This window comes from Thermotalea metallivorans, assembly GCF_001562415.1.
Classification (GTDB): Bacteria; Bacillota; Clostridia; order Peptostreptococcales; family Thermotaleaceae; genus Thermotalea; species Thermotalea metallivorans.
In genome coordinates, this window is sequence record NZ_LOEE01000019.1 from 105,916 (window position 1) to 122,374 (window position 16,459).

Annotated in this window: 16 protein-coding genes; all 16 read right to left on the reverse strand. The window is 40.4% G+C overall.

The features are described 5' to 3' along the window. Nucleotides 1–68: 68 nt before the first annotated feature. On the reverse strand, nt 69–1,544 hold the full coding sequence (locus AN619_RS03110; RefSeq protein ID WP_068555005.1) for a tyrosine-type recombinase/integrase: 1,476 nt from the start codon (nt 1,542–1,544) through the stop codon (nt 69–71). Nucleotides 1,545–1,645: 101 nt separating this feature from the next. Beyond that, nucleotides 1,646–1,867 (reverse strand): helix-turn-helix domain-containing protein, encoded by a 222-nt coding sequence (locus tag AN619_RS03115; RefSeq protein ID WP_242867295.1) that lies wholly within the window; start codon nt 1,865–1,867, stop codon nt 1,646–1,648. Between the two features lie 532 nt (nt 1,868–2,399). After that, nucleotides 2,400–2,825 carry a sigma factor-like helix-turn-helix DNA-binding protein gene (locus tag AN619_RS03120; protein ID WP_068555127.1) on the reverse strand — a complete coding sequence of 142 codons (426 nt, stop codon included), beginning with the start codon at nt 2,823–2,825 and terminating at the stop codon, nt 2,400–2,402. A 455-nt stretch (nt 2,826–3,280) separates the two neighbouring features. Beyond that, on the reverse strand, nt 3,281–3,679 hold the full coding sequence (locus AN619_RS03125; protein WP_068555009.1) for an RNA polymerase sigma factor: 399 nt from the start codon (nt 3,677–3,679) through the stop codon (nt 3,281–3,283). A gap of 898 nt (nt 3,680–4,577) precedes the next feature. Continuing rightward, nucleotides 4,578–4,898 (reverse strand): hypothetical protein, encoded by a 321-nt coding sequence (locus tag AN619_RS03130; RefSeq protein ID WP_242867297.1) that lies wholly within the window; start codon nt 4,896–4,898, stop codon nt 4,578–4,580. A 289-nt stretch (nt 4,899–5,187) separates the two neighbouring features. Next, complete coding sequence (locus AN619_RS03135; RefSeq protein WP_198153223.1) at nt 5,188–5,790, reverse strand: DUF2599 domain-containing protein; 603 nt, start codon at nt 5,788–5,790, stop codon at nt 5,188–5,190. 116 nt (nt 5,791–5,906) lie between these two features. After that, on the reverse strand, nt 5,907–6,710 hold the full coding sequence (locus AN619_RS03140; protein ID WP_068555013.1) for a thioredoxin family protein: 804 nt from the start codon (nt 6,708–6,710) through the stop codon (nt 5,907–5,909). Between the two features lie 184 nt (nt 6,711–6,894). Next, on the reverse strand, nt 6,895–7,326 hold the full coding sequence (locus AN619_RS03145) for a hypothetical protein (RefSeq protein ID WP_068555015.1): 432 nt from the start codon (nt 7,324–7,326) through the stop codon (nt 6,895–6,897). Between the two features lie 100 nt (nt 7,327–7,426). Beyond that, entirely contained in the window at nt 7,427–8,122 is a 696-nt protein-coding gene (locus tag AN619_RS03150; protein WP_068555016.1) for a DUF4367 domain-containing protein, read from the reverse strand. Then, a complete protein-coding gene (locus AN619_RS03155) occupies nt 8,112–8,654 on the reverse strand; it encodes an RNA polymerase sigma factor (protein WP_068555018.1) in 543 nt (180 codons plus the stop codon). Before AN619_RS03155 ends, AN619_RS03150 begins: the two co-directional genes overlap by 11 nt. Nucleotides 8,655–9,247: 593 nt before the next feature. Next, nucleotides 9,248–11,797 (reverse strand): M56 family metallopeptidase, encoded by a 2,550-nt coding sequence (locus tag AN619_RS03165; RefSeq protein ID WP_068555022.1) that lies wholly within the window; start codon nt 11,795–11,797, stop codon nt 9,248–9,250. Further along, nucleotides 11,794–12,153, reverse strand: a complete 360-nt coding sequence (locus AN619_RS03170; protein ID WP_068555024.1) for a BlaI/MecI/CopY family transcriptional regulator — start codon at nt 12,151–12,153, stop codon at nt 11,794–11,796. Before AN619_RS03170 ends, AN619_RS03165 begins: the two co-directional genes overlap by 4 nt. A gap of 553 nt (nt 12,154–12,706) precedes the next feature. Then, nucleotides 12,707–12,961 carry a CPCC family cysteine-rich protein gene (locus AN619_RS03175; protein ID WP_068555026.1) on the reverse strand — a complete coding sequence of 85 codons (255 nt, stop codon included), beginning with the start codon at nt 12,959–12,961 and terminating at the stop codon, nt 12,707–12,709. Then, complete coding sequence (locus tag AN619_RS03180) at nt 12,958–13,572, reverse strand: hypothetical protein (RefSeq protein WP_068555028.1); 615 nt, start codon at nt 13,570–13,572, stop codon at nt 12,958–12,960. Before AN619_RS03180 ends, AN619_RS03175 begins: the two co-directional genes overlap by 4 nt. Nucleotides 13,573–13,596: 24 nt before the next feature. After that, entirely contained in the window at nt 13,597–13,932 is a 336-nt protein-coding gene (locus AN619_RS03185) for a hypothetical protein (RefSeq protein ID WP_068555030.1), read from the reverse strand. Between the two features lie 23 nt (nt 13,933–13,955). After that, complete coding sequence (locus tag AN619_RS03190) at nt 13,956–16,457, reverse strand: DEAD/DEAH box helicase (RefSeq protein WP_068555031.1); 2,502 nt, start codon at nt 16,455–16,457, stop codon at nt 13,956–13,958. Between the last annotated feature and the right edge of the window lie 2 nt (nt 16,458–16,459).

The window sequence follows — 16,459 nt, forward strand, 5'->3', positions numbered from 1 at the left end:
AGAGCTTTTTTCTTTAGTTTCATTCATACTTGCCTTTCGCCTCCTTGCCGTATTGGCGTACCTCCCGCTTAAGTGGGATATACGCCGATAATTGCATTGGCCGAAGCGACCTTCGAGCTAAAATCCAGGTGGGTGTAAATATTCGACGTTGTTGAAATATCACTGTGCCCAAGCCATTCCTGAATTTCCTTAAGACTGACCCCATTGGCGTATAATAAGCTGGCGCAACTGTGGCGCAGATCATGGAAACGGATTTTCTTCAATCCGTTGTTTTTAATGACAATTGCAAAGTGCTGTGTAATGTAACCTGGCTTGATTCTTTCTCCGATTTCATTCACATAAATGTAATCCATGTAATCTTTGCAATATGCTTTTCCGCAAACCTTTTGATTTAGCTCCTGTTCTGCTTTCAGCCTGTGGAGTAATTCTTCAAAGGGCGCAACCAGCGGCAGTGTACGGTAGCTTGATTTTGTCTTTGTACGGTCTTTTGCTATGGTAGTAATTTTCCCATCCAGTGTTACCTCGGTTACCGTATGTTTAATCGTCAATGTCTTTTTTTCAAAATCAATAGCGTCCCACTTTAGCCCTACGATCTCACTCCGGCGCAGTCCATAAAACGCGCCTAAAATCACGGCCAGTTCAATCCGTTTATTTTTTACGATAGCGAATAAGGTTTCCAGTTCGCTTGCATCGTAAACACTGCCTACGAATTTTTCCTTTCTGGGCCGCTCAATCCTGTCGGCAGGATTGAAATTAATCAGTCCAATCTTGAAAGCGTACTGCAAAGCCTTGCGGATGTTTGCATGACGATGAATAACTGTGTTGGCGCTCAATCCTTTTTCATTAAGCTCATACCGGTAATAATCCTGTATGTGCTTTGGGGTCAGGTCTTTCAGTTTTATCTTTTTCCCTTCAAAATAAGGAATAATGCTGCTCTTAATACAGTAGGAATAAGACGCAAATGTAGTCATCTCAACACTGTTTTTCATCATCTCCAGCCATTCCAGCAGGAAGTCGGTAAACAATATCTGTACTTCACCAGAGGTCGGGTTCACTCTATCCGCCGGATTATCCCGAATCAATTCAAGCTCCACAGCGTATTGCAAGGCTTCTTTGATGGCTTCGTGATATTGGAGAAGGGTACTGTTTGATACACTGTTTTCTGTTTTCTCATACTGATAGTAGCTTTCTATATCCCTTGGCTTCATTTCTGATAGCCTAATGGAGGTATTCTTAAAGTAAGGGATGATACAGTTTTTAACATCGTATGAGTAGAGTGCATATGTTTCAGCATCCACTTTGTTTATAACATCTTTCAGCCACTTTGATAGGAAGTCTGCAAACAAAGCGTTTTTGTCACTCATTGCAGTATCGGGGTTAAACTCTTTCCTGATTTTCAAAAGCATCGCTTCCGCACGTTTTTTGTTACCCTTTATGGGAAGTCCTGTGCTGATGGACTTTGTTTGGCGTTTTCCATAAATATCTTTATAGTTGAGGATAATATGGAAATACCCGTTTTTTTCCCGTAGATGTCCTGCTACCATAATAATTAACCTCCTTGAAAAGTAACAGTTTAAATTCACCTACCACTGACGATTAGAGTGTAGCAGGCTTTATAATATAGTTCAAATGTGCAAACAAAATTTTACGCATTAGATTCCTGTACGACGTCTAAGTATTCAAAAATATGGAGCTTCGGAATTTTATAGGATCTGCCTATCTTAAAATGCTTGATTTTATTTTGTTTCAAAAGACGGTATCCGGTTTTTGTGCTGATACCTCCAAGCATTTCGCACATCTGTTCTACGTTCACAACATCCGGATATTCCCGAAAGACCAGTTTATATGCCTCATTACTCTTTAACAAAGTATCAGCCCCTTTCCACGCAATGTTAAACATGCAGAATTAAGGGTACGCCATTATTTGGGTGCGCATATACGCTCGTACAATGTGGCGCACCCTTAGTCTGCATCTCTGTTTTGGTTTTTATATATAATTATGGGTTTATCCGGCGGGCAGCGGTTGACCGTCCTCATAGGAATTTCACCTCCCCGTCAGCGACCGGGGCGCACTCTGGGACCTAACCTCGACTATGCGCAAGTATCATTATCCCTCCGTATGTGTCATCGCCTTAATTGCAACCAGCATTTATTTATTGCACGGGTATCGATCGCTCGCACCTTTACTTCATTCAATCCGTAGATAGCATTGATCCTTCGCTTACAATCCGGCATAATGCCGAACAGGTGGTCCTGGCGTACCTGCAATCTGGCTTTCCTTCACAGGACATACGGGGAACGTACCGGATAAAACACCTATTCAATTGTCAAGGTTCTGTTGAGGGGGGGTAGAGCATGTCCCTCTATTAATCAGCAGATTTTTTGGGCAAAAGTTAACCCTACCAGGAATTATTTTTTAAAAATTTTTCTATGCTTTTTAAGCCTTGTTCAATGGAATGTGTAACAGCAGATTTACTCACGCCTTCAATCCTGGCTATTTCTGCTTTGCTCATATCAAGGAAGAAATGGGCATAGATGCGCTTCGCCTGTTTTTCCGGCATGCTGTTGATAGCGGCATACAACTCCTGCTTACTCATTTTGCACTCATAGATTTCTTCCGGGGATAAAACCAACAAGATGACATCCTTTTCAATACCGTCGTCAGCGTCAAGGGAATAGTATGCTTTGTAGACACGTCTGCGCTCAAAGTCTGCATGTTCCTTTCGGCTAAGCTGTTTAAATAGTTCTAAAATTTCATTTGTCACTTCAACGAAAAAGTCAGATTTATAGAACGGGTAGTAATCCCGCAAATTGATCCTTACCATATATGAACCTCCGCTTTGATTTTTTTGTGAAAAAACCAAAACAGAGGGAGGGGAGCGGCACCCTGATGTATATCTCAAATATGTAAAAAAGCCGGGCTTATCCAATTCAAAAAGTTGCTTATAAAAGAAATAGATTTTTCGACATATCAGTCGAAAATATAGTTTTTTTGTCAATAAGAAAACCGCAATTTGCTTTTTACAAATTGCGGTTTTCCGGATTATTTGGCACGTATTGGATTGAGGGATAATTGGAGGACGTAATTTATCACAAAAGGATGGAGCATAAATATCCATTTTGGAGAAATCAATATCAGCATAGATATAGCTTCTATAATCCTTTATTTCTGCTATTTTAGCTTCTTTAACACAAATTCGTTTTTCATCTATAAGCACCTCACTACCGGGGGAAAAGAAAAACCCCCTCACAATCCAAAGGAAAGTTAAGGGACAGGTGGTCACCATATTTTTAATAAATTCCTTAACTTGGATAGAATTTTTTCTTTTTGCTTGTGAATGCCTGTTTTTGACCGGCCAATTTCTTTAGCGACTTCACGCTCTGACTTATCGTTAAAGAATAGCTCGTTAATCAAAAAACGCTCATCCTCGGTCAGCTCCGAAAGTGCCCTGAACAGCATGTCCAATAACAGCTTGTCCTCGACGATCTCGTCAACAAGCGCCTGACCGGAAGGAATCTCAAACCCTGCGTCCGCAAACGCCTCAAGCGACAGCTCCTTTTCCGCGCGAACCTGCCTGCGCTTGCGTTCTTTCCAAGCAGGGCGCTTGAAGGCATAGTAGACCTCTTCAGTAACGGGGATCAACTTTCCGTTGAGCTTGATGTTATACTCCTTGTCCATCCAATTTCACCTCCTTTCCCGAAAACTCATGGGAAAGGAGGGAATGGAGGACCGCGGCACCAAGGCAAAATAGCGCAAAGACAAAAGCGGCCGAGTTTACTGAAATTCGTAAACTCGGCCGCAAAAACTATTCTATCAAGCAGCGCCCTGCCAGTAGGGTCGTCATCGCTTTTTGCGCTGTATTGCTTTTTTATACGGTGATGGTATCTTTTCCGGCGTATAGCTTTTGCCTTATGTATATTGGCAGAGAACCGCTTGATATTGTATGAAGTCCGGACCATACAATATCAACCTCGTCAGCTCCAACCTACACGTCAGCACCCGCCATACGCTCAGCTTCTATTTAAGTTCGGCAGGTGTTGTCATGCCGAATTTTTCTTTTGGTTGTTTATTTTGTTTTTTATCAAGAACACTCCCGCCTTTATGTAGTGCAACGTGATTACCGCCCTTCGATTTAACTGGCATTGTCGCGTTTTATTAAAATATTCGGAAGAAAAAACCTTGAGGCTTTTCCATAAGCTAACAACCAGATATTTCTCTCTATCAATAAAAACAATTATCAATAAAAACAATATGGAGGGCTATTTTGTGACAATTAACACACTTATTACAATGCCTCAGGCTTTTCCTTGCAATTAATACGGTATCAATACAAAATAAAAAGCAGCGGTACTTCCTTGTCCTAAAGTACTACTGCATATATTTACTGTTATAATTAGTGAAAATTACAATGACTGTGTTTATTACTGCTGTGCTTGTTTTGCGAGATTAAATATTATGTCAACTGTTGCCGCCCAGTTCTTTATCCATCATAGCTGGTATGTTTCGCTATGCTTTGAAAAATTGCATTTGTTCAGATATTACATTAATCCTTCGCTTACCCTGTATATACTTAATTTTACCGCTTAAATAATTTTAATCCGGAAATTACACAGAGAATGAAAAGTAACCCCTGCCTGATCCAATCCATGCAAAGCCAAAACTCCCCGCCAGACACAAGGACAGGGGATGAGCCATATTCATCTGCATACTCACCCAGATTCCAAAACAGCTTCAAAGAAATGATTAAAGAGATTAAGCTCAAGGTAAAGATTACTATATTAAGGCCAAGGCCCTTTTTTTCAAGTTCGACGTCTTTCCCTGTCTTTTTTATGTAGAACACAACAAAACAAATGCATAATACCATTAATATTAATCCCATAATAAGTAGTGTAGGCATTTATATCCCTCCTAATTAAATTTATTTCAATAGTAATTATATGGTAAATTGTAACGATAGCAAGTCATAGTTTGTATGGTCTAGGACGTTATCAAATATTAATTCATTTATCGTCAAATCCAAAATTTATAGTTAATGTATAGCGCCAACAAGATTAATATCCTCGCTGGCGCTATCTGTTCGCGCTTATTGGTAGCGTCATACAGCAATTGATCATGCTACCAAGCGCAACAACTCATAACATGTTATAATACTTCAGTACGCTTCAGTTCACCTTATCAAAATAAATTTAATCACCACCTCCGCCGGGATTACATAAAGCTAAAAGAGTATCGGCATAACTTACAAGTGGTCTCCCTTCTTCTATATCCCAATCTGCTTCAACAAACAAATCAAAATGGCACCAATATTGATTACTTAGACTTCCGTTATCATTACGTATGCCAGAATAAATTGCTGCCAACTCATCCCAACCAGCCTGAGCATAAGGTCTTAATAAACGAGTAGAGAGTTTTGGGGTCATACTGTATGTCCACCAGCCGCTCCTATAATGATATGTATACGAAGTAAAATAATCAGAAGCAGCTCGTGCAGAAAATTCACCATCTCGTAATTCTTTCAATACAGCGTCTCTTTGATCTACAGGAATGTTTGCTAGGTATGCTTCAAGCCTATTGTTTACATCTTCAATCCAGTCCTTATTTTGATTATAAAACTCTTGCAAATTATCAAGACCAACGCTCTCAATTACTGCTATGTCTGCTTGAAGTTGATCATGCTCGCTAAGCGGTTCATTCTCACTTGAATCACTTATAGCGAATGCGGTTGATGTGGAGGTTATAGCCATTATAACCACAAGCAACAGTGAAAATACTTTCTTAATTTTTTTCATTCCAAAGACTCCTTTCAAATTTTGATATTTCATTATTGGTTTCCACCGGACCGTTTATTTAGTTTAATGCATAACACATCCTCCTTTCGTCTCGTTACATACTAATTACAGTTGAGTCAAATCCTATCAATCTCGCTAATAGAATCTGACTCTAGACTTCCAGGTTTGTTCTTATTTTTAAATTTATTGTACATTACTATTAGATTTATAAGTGAAACAAGGTTAAAAACTATTGCCATCAAGAACAGCGCAACTATCCTAGGGTCTCCAGAAAGATGATTATTTTCTATATAATCCAAAATTGGTTTTATGGATAGTATTAGTATAGTAATTATGGATATATTAGCCATTGATGTAGTAAAAACAGCATTTATTGATTTAATTTTATATCTCAGCAAGAATAGCATTAGAATTATTAATGTTGAAATAATAAATAAAACTATAACTATCGAATAATGAGGTATATACTCCACGGGGAATTCTTTAAATGTAATAAAATCTCTTATTTCCTTTTTTATTTTTTCTGCTTCATTTTCAACAAAATTAGCTCCAAAACTACTATCAAGCGAGCCGTTTACTAATTTTATCAATATAGGTACTTGTTCAATCTTATATTTTTCAAAAATTTCTCGCAATTCTTCTTCGGTAAGAAGAGAATTATCCCTAAAATAATCAGTATTAAAATAATAAACTTGAACTTTTTCCTTGTTTGCCACTTCTGTAAGTAAAGGTTTAAAAAGTTCACAACTAGGACATGTAGGTCTGCCAAAGTAAACATATCCATCAGATATTTCATAAAATGTGTTTGCATCTTTAATATCTATCACATATTCGTCACTAAGGGATTTAAGATAAAAGCTCACAAGTATAATTACAATTATAAAAAACCCTACAATGGCTATTTTTTTTATATACTTCATCATAGTAGCCTCCCTAACCTCAAAAGTTATTACTATAAAGTGTGTTTTGCTGCATAACTTAAATCTGGGAACGCAGATTAGTTCTGTCATAGAATGAAAATAATATTCACCCAAACAAATTCTTTCATAAAACTTGTGACACTATTCCTTATTGATTTGGATGTTTCAAAATACAATACAATATTTAATAAGTTACAGTTTTACTGTAAATCGTATCTGATTCATAGCCGCCATCACCAGATACATAGTAATATGTCTCAACCCTGTAAGTCCCACTGGATACCTGATATGTTTCCAGTATGGATGCTGACGAAGATGTTGAAGATTTAGACCAGCTTTTCACATCTGTCCATGATCCGTTAGAATAACGCTGCAAAGTAGACGTGAGATAAATGTTTTTTCCGGCCGGTGTTTTTTGCACATACCCATACACAGTGGCCGTTCCGCTTGCTGAAATAGTGAGCGAGGTGCTTGCCTGGTTGATGTAAACATACTGAATGGACACCACTGACTCCGGCGTTGCACTTGTTTCTCCTGTGGCCAATGCTGTCGATGTTAATACAGACAAAATAAGCAGGATACTTAATGCAAAAGATAAAAACCTCTTTTTGCTCATTGAAAAACCTCCTTTGTTTTTTGTCTTCATAAAATAAGACAAATCAAAAGAGGCTTTTGTGACAGGAAATAAAAAATTTTTTAGAAAATTTTTCTGAACTTTATGGACTTAAGTCCGTGCCTGTAATTTCAACGCTTTCCGCAATCTTAAACACGATGTCTCTATCCAGTGTTGATGACACCATATACATATACTTATCATCGTACCAGAGCAGGTTTTGAACGCCCTGATTGGAATAATACTTGGCCGGTAAACCTTTGAACTCAAGTTCTTCCAGTTTTACACCTTCTGTATTTATGTTGATTGAGACGTTTTCAAGGCACTGTTGGCTGTAGGATATAAAATCATTTTCCTTTTCATATTCAAGCAGAACAAGGCCGTCGGTGTTTTTGTTGACCAGTTTAAAGCCTTCCGGTATATAGGCTGGTTCATATATGGCAAATCCATCGGCCGCATCCTGAGATGACCGGCTTTCATTAAAGAATATATGAGTGAATTTTTCGTACACCTCGGTTATGAATTCAAATACCGCGGCACGCACAGCCGATACGCTCATTGCGGACGCAAACAGGATAATGATTGCAGCAACAAAAGCGACCGCACGCCTACGCAAAAAAGCCATTGCTCCAACCGGGCTTCTTGTTTTGCTTTGGCGTATAAGCTTTTTCATCTTTCGTTTAAACTCATTTGAGAACTCATACTCTATTTCATCGTCTGTAGGCAGGGTTTCTATCTCATATATGTCCGCTTTAATGACGGCTTTCTTCAGCATGTCGTCTGTAAAATTAATTGTCATCGGCACTCTCCTCCATTTCCAGAATTTCCTCGAGCCTGCGTTTTGCACGCTCAAGCCGCTTCCTAACCGTCGCCTCAGATATATCCAACATCTTTGCTATTTCTTCATTTGAAAATTCTTGAACATATTTCAGTGTCAGCACATCTTTATATATAACAGGCAACTTCAATACCGCCCTTGCAAGATGATCCAAATCCTCCGCAACGCTTATTGGTTCGGTCGTTATACAGTATTCCACATCCTCAAGGGGAATTGTTGTATGCCTTTTTCTTTGGTTATATAAATTGATGGCGGTGTTTCTAACCATAGTAACAATGTAGCTCTTAGTTTTGTGACAGGAAATTTCCCCCACTTTATCGAAATTCTCAAGAATTTTCAAAAACGTCTGATGTACAGCGTCCTCGGCGAGCCGTTCATCATTTAGGATGCGGTTGGCGACATAGAACATAAGCTTCCTGTATGTAACATAAAGCAATTCAAATTTATTTTTATCCTCTTCGCCGTCAATCATCGCCAGATATATTGGAAGCATTTTGTCACCTCCCACATTTTCATGCTCTGTTTTGTTTCCTCTCTCTTTGTGACTTAAGTCTGCCATCAATGGGTTTTTGGGCGTCTCTCGGTATTGCCCATACACGGCTGAAACGCACAGTGCCGTCTATTCTGTTTTCCGCACACAGCTTTTGTATGCGCCTGACGGAAATGCCCCACTTTTTTGAAGCTTCATTTACAGACATGTAATCAGTTACCATACATTCACCCAAACATACAATTATTAGCAATTCATATTATATACGTCTAAACGAATAATATCAAGTTTCATAAAGTTTTAAGGCATCCTAACCTTATTTCAGTATTATTGCAGCAGACATAATGCCTGATGTTAGTATATAAGTATCCTTAAAAATATATGTTAAATGCAAAAACCTGCCGCGAAAAAACGGACAGGTTTAAGATTTTAATCAATGCGACAACAGGCAATTATAGTGCTATTTACCACCACATATCTTGCAAATTTGCTTCATTTTTCTTTCAGCAGTTCTTTTAAGCGTCATTTTGCAATTCTATTTTCAGTGCCGTTGGTCATATAATACACGGCAAATGAATACTAAAATCGTTCTGTTTTTATCCGGTTGTATAGCTATCCACATGCCAACTGCCATCATCACCTTTAATAAGCACAACATAGAAACTGGTTTGGGTTGCTGGATATTGGGCAGATGTTTTTACAGTTTCCATATCAACTGATACATTAAATACTAAAACCGGTTCAGAATTTTCTACCCCTAAAAAACGCGGATCTCTTATTAATTCTATTTGTTTTGCTTTAGCCCATTTCATACCCCACACGTCGCCATCATGAACAAGATTACGGTTATGGTTTTCTGTCGCAAGGGTGCGCATTTTATCATAATCAGCTTCCCCAAAAGCGTCGAAATACTCTTTTACTACTTGAAGAGCCTTTTGCTCTTCATCCGTCATTGCGTCAGGCATGGGAATAAAGATGTTTTCCTTTCTCACCCAGCCGTTTACCGGACCATAGGTAGAAATCAACACCCATCCGTTTCGTTCTTTTTCAATATTAACAAGCAGCTCTGTGTTTTTTGTTCCGTAATCATCCAGTTGCCGCGCTTTGAGAGAAGGTTCTTCATAGATAGCCGTTCCCTTTCTCAAATAAGCCTGGTTAAAATAAACTCCCTCTTTTGCCGGAACATAATCGCTGTTTTTTATCCACCCTGTCTTGCCAACATTTATGTCAATAACTCTGATAGTCACGCACGTCTTATCCTCATCTCTTTTCAATACCTGCACCAAATTGCCTTTGTACAGCGTCACCGTTCCCACTTTTACCTCATCCGCCGTAATGATTCCTAAATTGTATTCCGTGTGTCTTTGCTCATCAATTAAATTGCCTGCTTCGATCCAGAATTCCCCCTGTACATTGTCAGCAAAGCAAAGAAACCAATTCCCATATCTGCCTCTTGCCACAACAATATCGCCGTACTTCAAATTCCCTACGCTTTTGTAATTTTCGCCGGGACCTTCTTTAATCAAGCAATCATGAATTACAACAGTTTCAAGCCAATATTCCTGCACTTTGCTTTTGTCAAACAGGGTGTTTGAATCCTTTTCTTCTTCTTGCCAGGATACGGTTTCATTCTCCGCTTTTATAAAATTATATTCTGAACAAGCGCTTTCATTTATAAGATCGCTTTGCAACTCTCCCTTGCTGTTATATACTTCTATATTTCGAATATTTGAAAGAGTATCAACTACAACAATATATCCTTTATCCATAGAAACCTGTTCCCTGACATAAGTTCCGTCCTCAAACGTAATCTTAATGAAGTCAATTTGCACATCTGTTACGAGGTCTGTTTGAGGATTCCATTTCTTGTTTTTAAAATTCCCGTAAACTATACTTTTCCCCTGATACTTTACAACATTTGCCGAGAAACAAGGACTTATAGGTATATCCCCTGGAGCCTTAGCCACTATATTAAAACTGCTATCTGCTAAAAATAAAACAGAAAAGCTCTCGCCTTCTCCTCTATATTTTTGAGTTAATACCAGGTAACTACTGCCAAATTTTTTTATATTATAAATCTTAAGAGTTCCCTTGTTGGCCGGATCAGCCTTCATGTAGTATTCACTGACAACATCTGCAAGTTTTCTTTTGTCTTCCTCTGAAATTGTTCCTCCTTTAGGAGGATTTGCGGCAAAAGCAATCGCAGCCCCGCAAACAGCCACAACCGCAACCATTATGACCCAAAATGCAGGTTTCTTAAAATTGAGTATATTTTTTATTCTGGTTTTTACATGGCTCTCGCCGAATGCTAAAGGATTCGCCGCCAAAAGTCCTTTTCTTTTCACCGCCAGCGACAGGAGCGATCCTGAATAGCCGCCCTTTGCGCTGTCACCCAGCTTATGCAGCACGCTCTCATCGCAGGACATCTCCATGTCCCGGCTCATGAGCGCAAAACACAGCCACATAAGCGGATTGAACCAGTGAAGGATGAGCGCAAGAAAAGCAAGCGGCTTTATCAGATAATCCTTCCTGCGAATATGTGTACGCTCGTGTTCCAGTATGTAAGAAAGGTTGGCATCCCCAATATTTGCGGGCACATAGATTTTCGGACGGATAAAGCCGCATACGAAGGCTGTGCCGATGGCATCGGTTTCAAAGACATTGCCATCCACGCGGGTCGCGGTCTGAAGCTTTCCTTTGATTTTTACATAAGAAACAATGCTGTATACCAGCAGGGCAATAACGCCAGAAATCCAAATAAGGCTCAAAACAGCCATCCATATCTGCATGGGATTCACGCTTGCCGTCGGAATGGCCGGAGGCAGAGAAGCATTCACCGCGCTGTCAATGCTGCCAATACCAGACTGAATCGCAGGTGTCTGCATCAACCCTATATTCTGCGGTACAAACTCAGATACTCCGATTCCTTGCTTCGCATTCAGGTTTATCAGATTGAAAAAGCTAAAAGCCGAATCAAAAGAAAATGGGCATACAAGACGGAAAAGCACAGGAGCCCAAAGAATATAGGAAAAGACCTTTGGTGCTTTTTTTAACAACAGGCGGACAAGAATAACGCCAATAGCCACATATGAAGCGGTGATGCTCATGTTCAAAATATTTATAAATAAATCTTGCAGCAAGCTCATTTCACCGCCTCCTCTATAATCCGCTTCAGTTCCTCGGCCTCCTGTTCAGAAAGCGTACGGCCGCTCAGGAAGGCAGTCAGAAATTTCGGCAGCGAACCGTCAAATGTTTTTTCCAACACAGTTCTGCTTTCATATCTCTGCACATCTTCACGCTTAACCAATGAAGTAACGGTCGCATCCCTGTTTCGCAGGATACCGCGTTCACAAAGCTTTTTTAAAACAGTGTAGGTGGTTGACTTTTTCCAGCCGAGCTTATCCGCACATAGCTTTACAAGCTCAGTGGAATTGATTGGCTCGTTGTCCCAGATTATACTGACAAATTTATATTCCGCATCAAACAGCTTATATTTCTCCATGCTATTGCCTCCCTGGGTTTATTTTAATAGACCTAATTAAAGTCTATCGCGTTCGACCCAATATGTCAATGGCAAAATATGAATTAAATTGCATTTTTGCAGATCATATTGATTTTGTTAAAGCACAAAAAGATTCAAGTTATAGACATGTTCCCGCGAACATATCAAACTATTGCAAATTACGTCTTTTTCGTCAACACAACTCTGCCCGCCAAAGACCGCCCCGAAAGGCGGTAGATATGTTCCCTTGCACAGTCACACAAACAAAAAAACAGGGTTTTCCTGTATCCTGACCACCCGCCTGCACTCTTTCGGCAGGTGGCAAAATACCGGAAAACCCAGTATTCAAGCCATTTTTCAAGCATCTATTTGTTTTTTACATTTGTCATCAATACCACGCACTCCACGTGCGTTGGGGCAAAGGTGCAAGGGCGGATGGGTATAACTTTTTTATTTCTACACTCTGCAGTAATAAAAAATCAATCTTTTATGTACAACCCGTACGTTGTAAAGATATTACTTCTTGCCTAAACGAGTATCGTTCGGCGACATCTTACTTCGGGCCGGTCAGTTCATCTTCAGTCGGTTTCCTTGCATACTGAACTAATTCAACGCGACATGCACCATATTTTTTGTAATTTTCTCTTGCCTGTAACAGCGTTAAGCTGCGATTTTCGTCACTTGGCTCATTTTCGCTTGAAATGAATACGTCATTTTCCCAATAGCAAACAGGGCAAATAAATGCTACCGCAGCTTCCGGTTCAACGGGCAGAGTATAATTACCGCAGCATAAACATTTATATTTCATAATATACTCGCATCCCTAATCGTTTTATATAGCACTGCATAATCGCATTTTTTAGCTCCTATATCTAAAAGGCTATTAAGCGTTATTGTTTTTTGTTCAGGAACCGTTTTGTTTAAAACAGCTGTTGGTAAAACATAAAATTCCCATTGTGACAGGTCAAGCGGATCAAGGGTATCTTGGTCTATGTGTTTTAGCAAGCAAAATACATAGACATCGGATTGATGCTTTTTCTCTGCATCAAATTTATTGCTGACGCTGTCCCAGCCGTAGGTAGGCTGAATGCCAAAGCTGATTTTTGAAAGACTTTGCTGTTCCCAAGACTGAAGATAAGCGGAAGATTTTACTTCTACGCGAATGCCCTCCTTGGAAAGCAAATCATATTTGTCCCATGACACACTAATACCCTCTGTAATGCCAAGGGCCATGGCGACTATGAATTCGGCCAGTCTGCCTCTTTCGGTATTGCCAACAAGATCAGAGTACGCCCAGGCCCAAAAATCTCTAAGCGTGTAGGCATCATCGCCTGCATTCAAGAATTGTTCGTCGCCCGACTTTTTCTTTATTTCAACGGCAGGGTATTTACATCTGTCTTCAATAGATTTCTTTCCCATATTTTTCCCTCTATGATATCTTCTTTACATAAAATTCTTCCGGTACCACTCATGCAGATCCTCAGTGGTTTGTATAATTTTCGCTATCGTTGCGCCATCATAAATAAATTTATAATATTTATCTCGGAAGTCATCAATTGTACATATTTTAAAATGCCATTCTCCGGCAAAAGTATGGTCGGAAATCCAAGTAAAACCGTCTTTGGTCTCTGTACCGAGCTTGCCTTCAATTTCGTGCCCCCTGTCTGGAGGGGACAAGAAGCGCAGATTTCCTTTGTGAATATGCACATCCATAGCTAAATTCTGAAAGTCTTCTTCATTTGGGAATTTCACGGCATAAACAGCGCGTCGGTCAATCAAGCTATCATCTCCACTCCAAAGGGTTATTGTAAAACAGCATCGGTCTTGAATAATTCATCTAAAGCATGGTTGTCCGCTATAGCACGCACTTTGTTTCTTGTGGAAGCTTTAGACATATCAAGCCTGTAATAATGCTCTGATCCGTCCGGGCCTCTCATTTTTCTTATAAGCTGTATCCTCCCGAATAACGCCCAGTGGCTTTCTGCGAATTTTGCCAATCCTTTTGCTTTTTCGCAGTTATCGCTCCGGCTGGGGTCGTGCGGTTCAAGAATATCAAAAATATATCCATGCCCATCCTTTCTGACAATAATTAGGTCAGGATACATAGGAGCTACTACACCGGCTTTTTCATAAGGTACTTCAAGGGACCATGATTTTCGGTCAAGATTTCTCAACCAGGCAACAGCCCCTCGGGCCAATTCTTCAGACAATACCTCGCGTTCCCAAGTGTTTAAGCTTATTTTAAACCGGCCGTTGTCATCAACAAACAGGTGCTTTTCGTAAGTGGCTGCATCTGCCGACAATGAAAAATCTATAACACTGGGAAGCTGCCATGGAACAGCAACAGGTTTTTCGGACGAGAACAGCAGCTTGTCATATAAGCTTCTGCGGGCTTCCTTAAGCTGGGAAATAGCTCTCTTATTTGCTTCATACAGATTGTCAAATTCATTGTCGGCAAATTCATTGAGCCTTTTCATGGCTTCAGCATCATTGACAAGGACAATCACTTCGACTTTAACTTCCACATGATCCCTGGCACTGTGTTTTATCCAATAAGCCATATGAAGCCCATCGCCAAGGATTTTCCCGGCCCGGTTAAACAAGTTGTTGATGTCAAATTCCGTAACAATATACTTGTTCGCTGATTCCATAACATAGGCGTTTTCACCAAAGTCAAAGGCCAAAGCTTTCATGTCAAATCCGGTTATTGCTTTTGCCTTTTCGTCAAAGGCTCCATCTGCTTTGAGCCGAGCAATTTCCTCATTCATTTTTTCAACAATGGCATTTTGAACGTTGCGCTGCGCGTCAAGAGCAATTGCATCCTGTGTAAGAGCGCGCGACAATGCCGACAGGCGTTTTAAGGGCTGCTGCTTTCTTGCGGCATCTATCTTATATGTAATCAGATTATTCATCGAAGAAAAAACATCTGCGAAATCGGAATTTCGCTTTAAGGAAACAAGCTCCTTTGAAGTACCCGTTTCGGCCGGTACAATATCTTCGCTTTTGTTTAGGGCCTCAATAACAGATGAAACCGTTTCCTCATCGTAATAGGGCAGGAACAGGCTGACATTGTTGAGCTCCGCATCCGATTGTATCCTTCTTGCCAGCGGCGTCCTCACCATTCTGCCTAAAAGCTGGGCAATATATGTGTAATCCTGGGCGCTCCGGAAGGACATCATCACTTCAGCGCGAGGGCAGTCCCATCCTGTTGACAGGTTCATCTTAAAGAAAACAACATTGATTTCTTCGTTTTCTTCTATGCGGGAGGCCTCCACACGCGGGATGTTGATCCCGCAAAGATTGATGGTATTCTGGTCATTGAAGGTGTGAACGACTTCGCCATCAATCAGTTTTCTCCCCAGCGTTTCCTCAAGCATTGTCAAGCAAGCCTGCATATCGGTTCTGGTGTATGTGCTGTCGTTTCCGTCCTCAACCTGGACTACTAAAATTGGTTTAACGAGCTTTTCATTCTCCTGCTCGCAGTAATTTTTCCAATGCTCTTTCTTTTGCAGCCAGTTTTCTATTGCGCCTTTAAACATGGTCATATCAGCATTGATTGCGATATCCGGATAATGGATGATGACCCGGTCTTTGAGGAGGCCAGATTCACGGACATCTTCGGGTTTAACAATAACTTTATGTACTGTGGAGGATGTGTCCGCCAAAAGCTTTTGGAAGCGCTGCGGCGTAGCAGTGATGCCAATAACCAGCGGCATTTGGCAAAGCCCGTCTTCTGGGCTGCCTAATAAAAACTTCTGCATGATGGATTGTGCCGTGTTTTCAGCCCGGGGACTTGAGTACATTCCCCTATGCGCTTCATCAATAATAACATAGAAGCTCTTGGGGCTGGCCTTAGCCGTATTGGTCAGCGTCTCCCAAATGGTATATTGGCGGGCATCAGACTTCTGTGTCAGCAATTTATCGGTGCCGAGCTTTTGCGTATTCAAGAAATAGATGTTTCCGCCCTCAAAGTATTTTGCGTCGTAGTTAGAATCAATGGTGACAAGCTGCCTCACTCTGATTTTATCCGATTTGCTCTCGATTTTAAGGCGCGTCTGTTCATTCAATTCAGGCATATCGGACAGCCATATGATTACAGCGTCAGGCTGGCTTTCAAAGTCGGCGGAGCCAAAGAAAATATCTTCAAACAGGGAAGTCATGACGATTGTCTTGCCTGAGCCGGTCGGCGCAGAAAACGAAATCACCTGAGGATCGCCGTCATCCAATAATAAGTGTGCTTTGGCTATTTTCGATTTTAATTCTTCCAGGGCGTCTTCCTGGAAAGGGAAAAGCGTATCTCGCATAA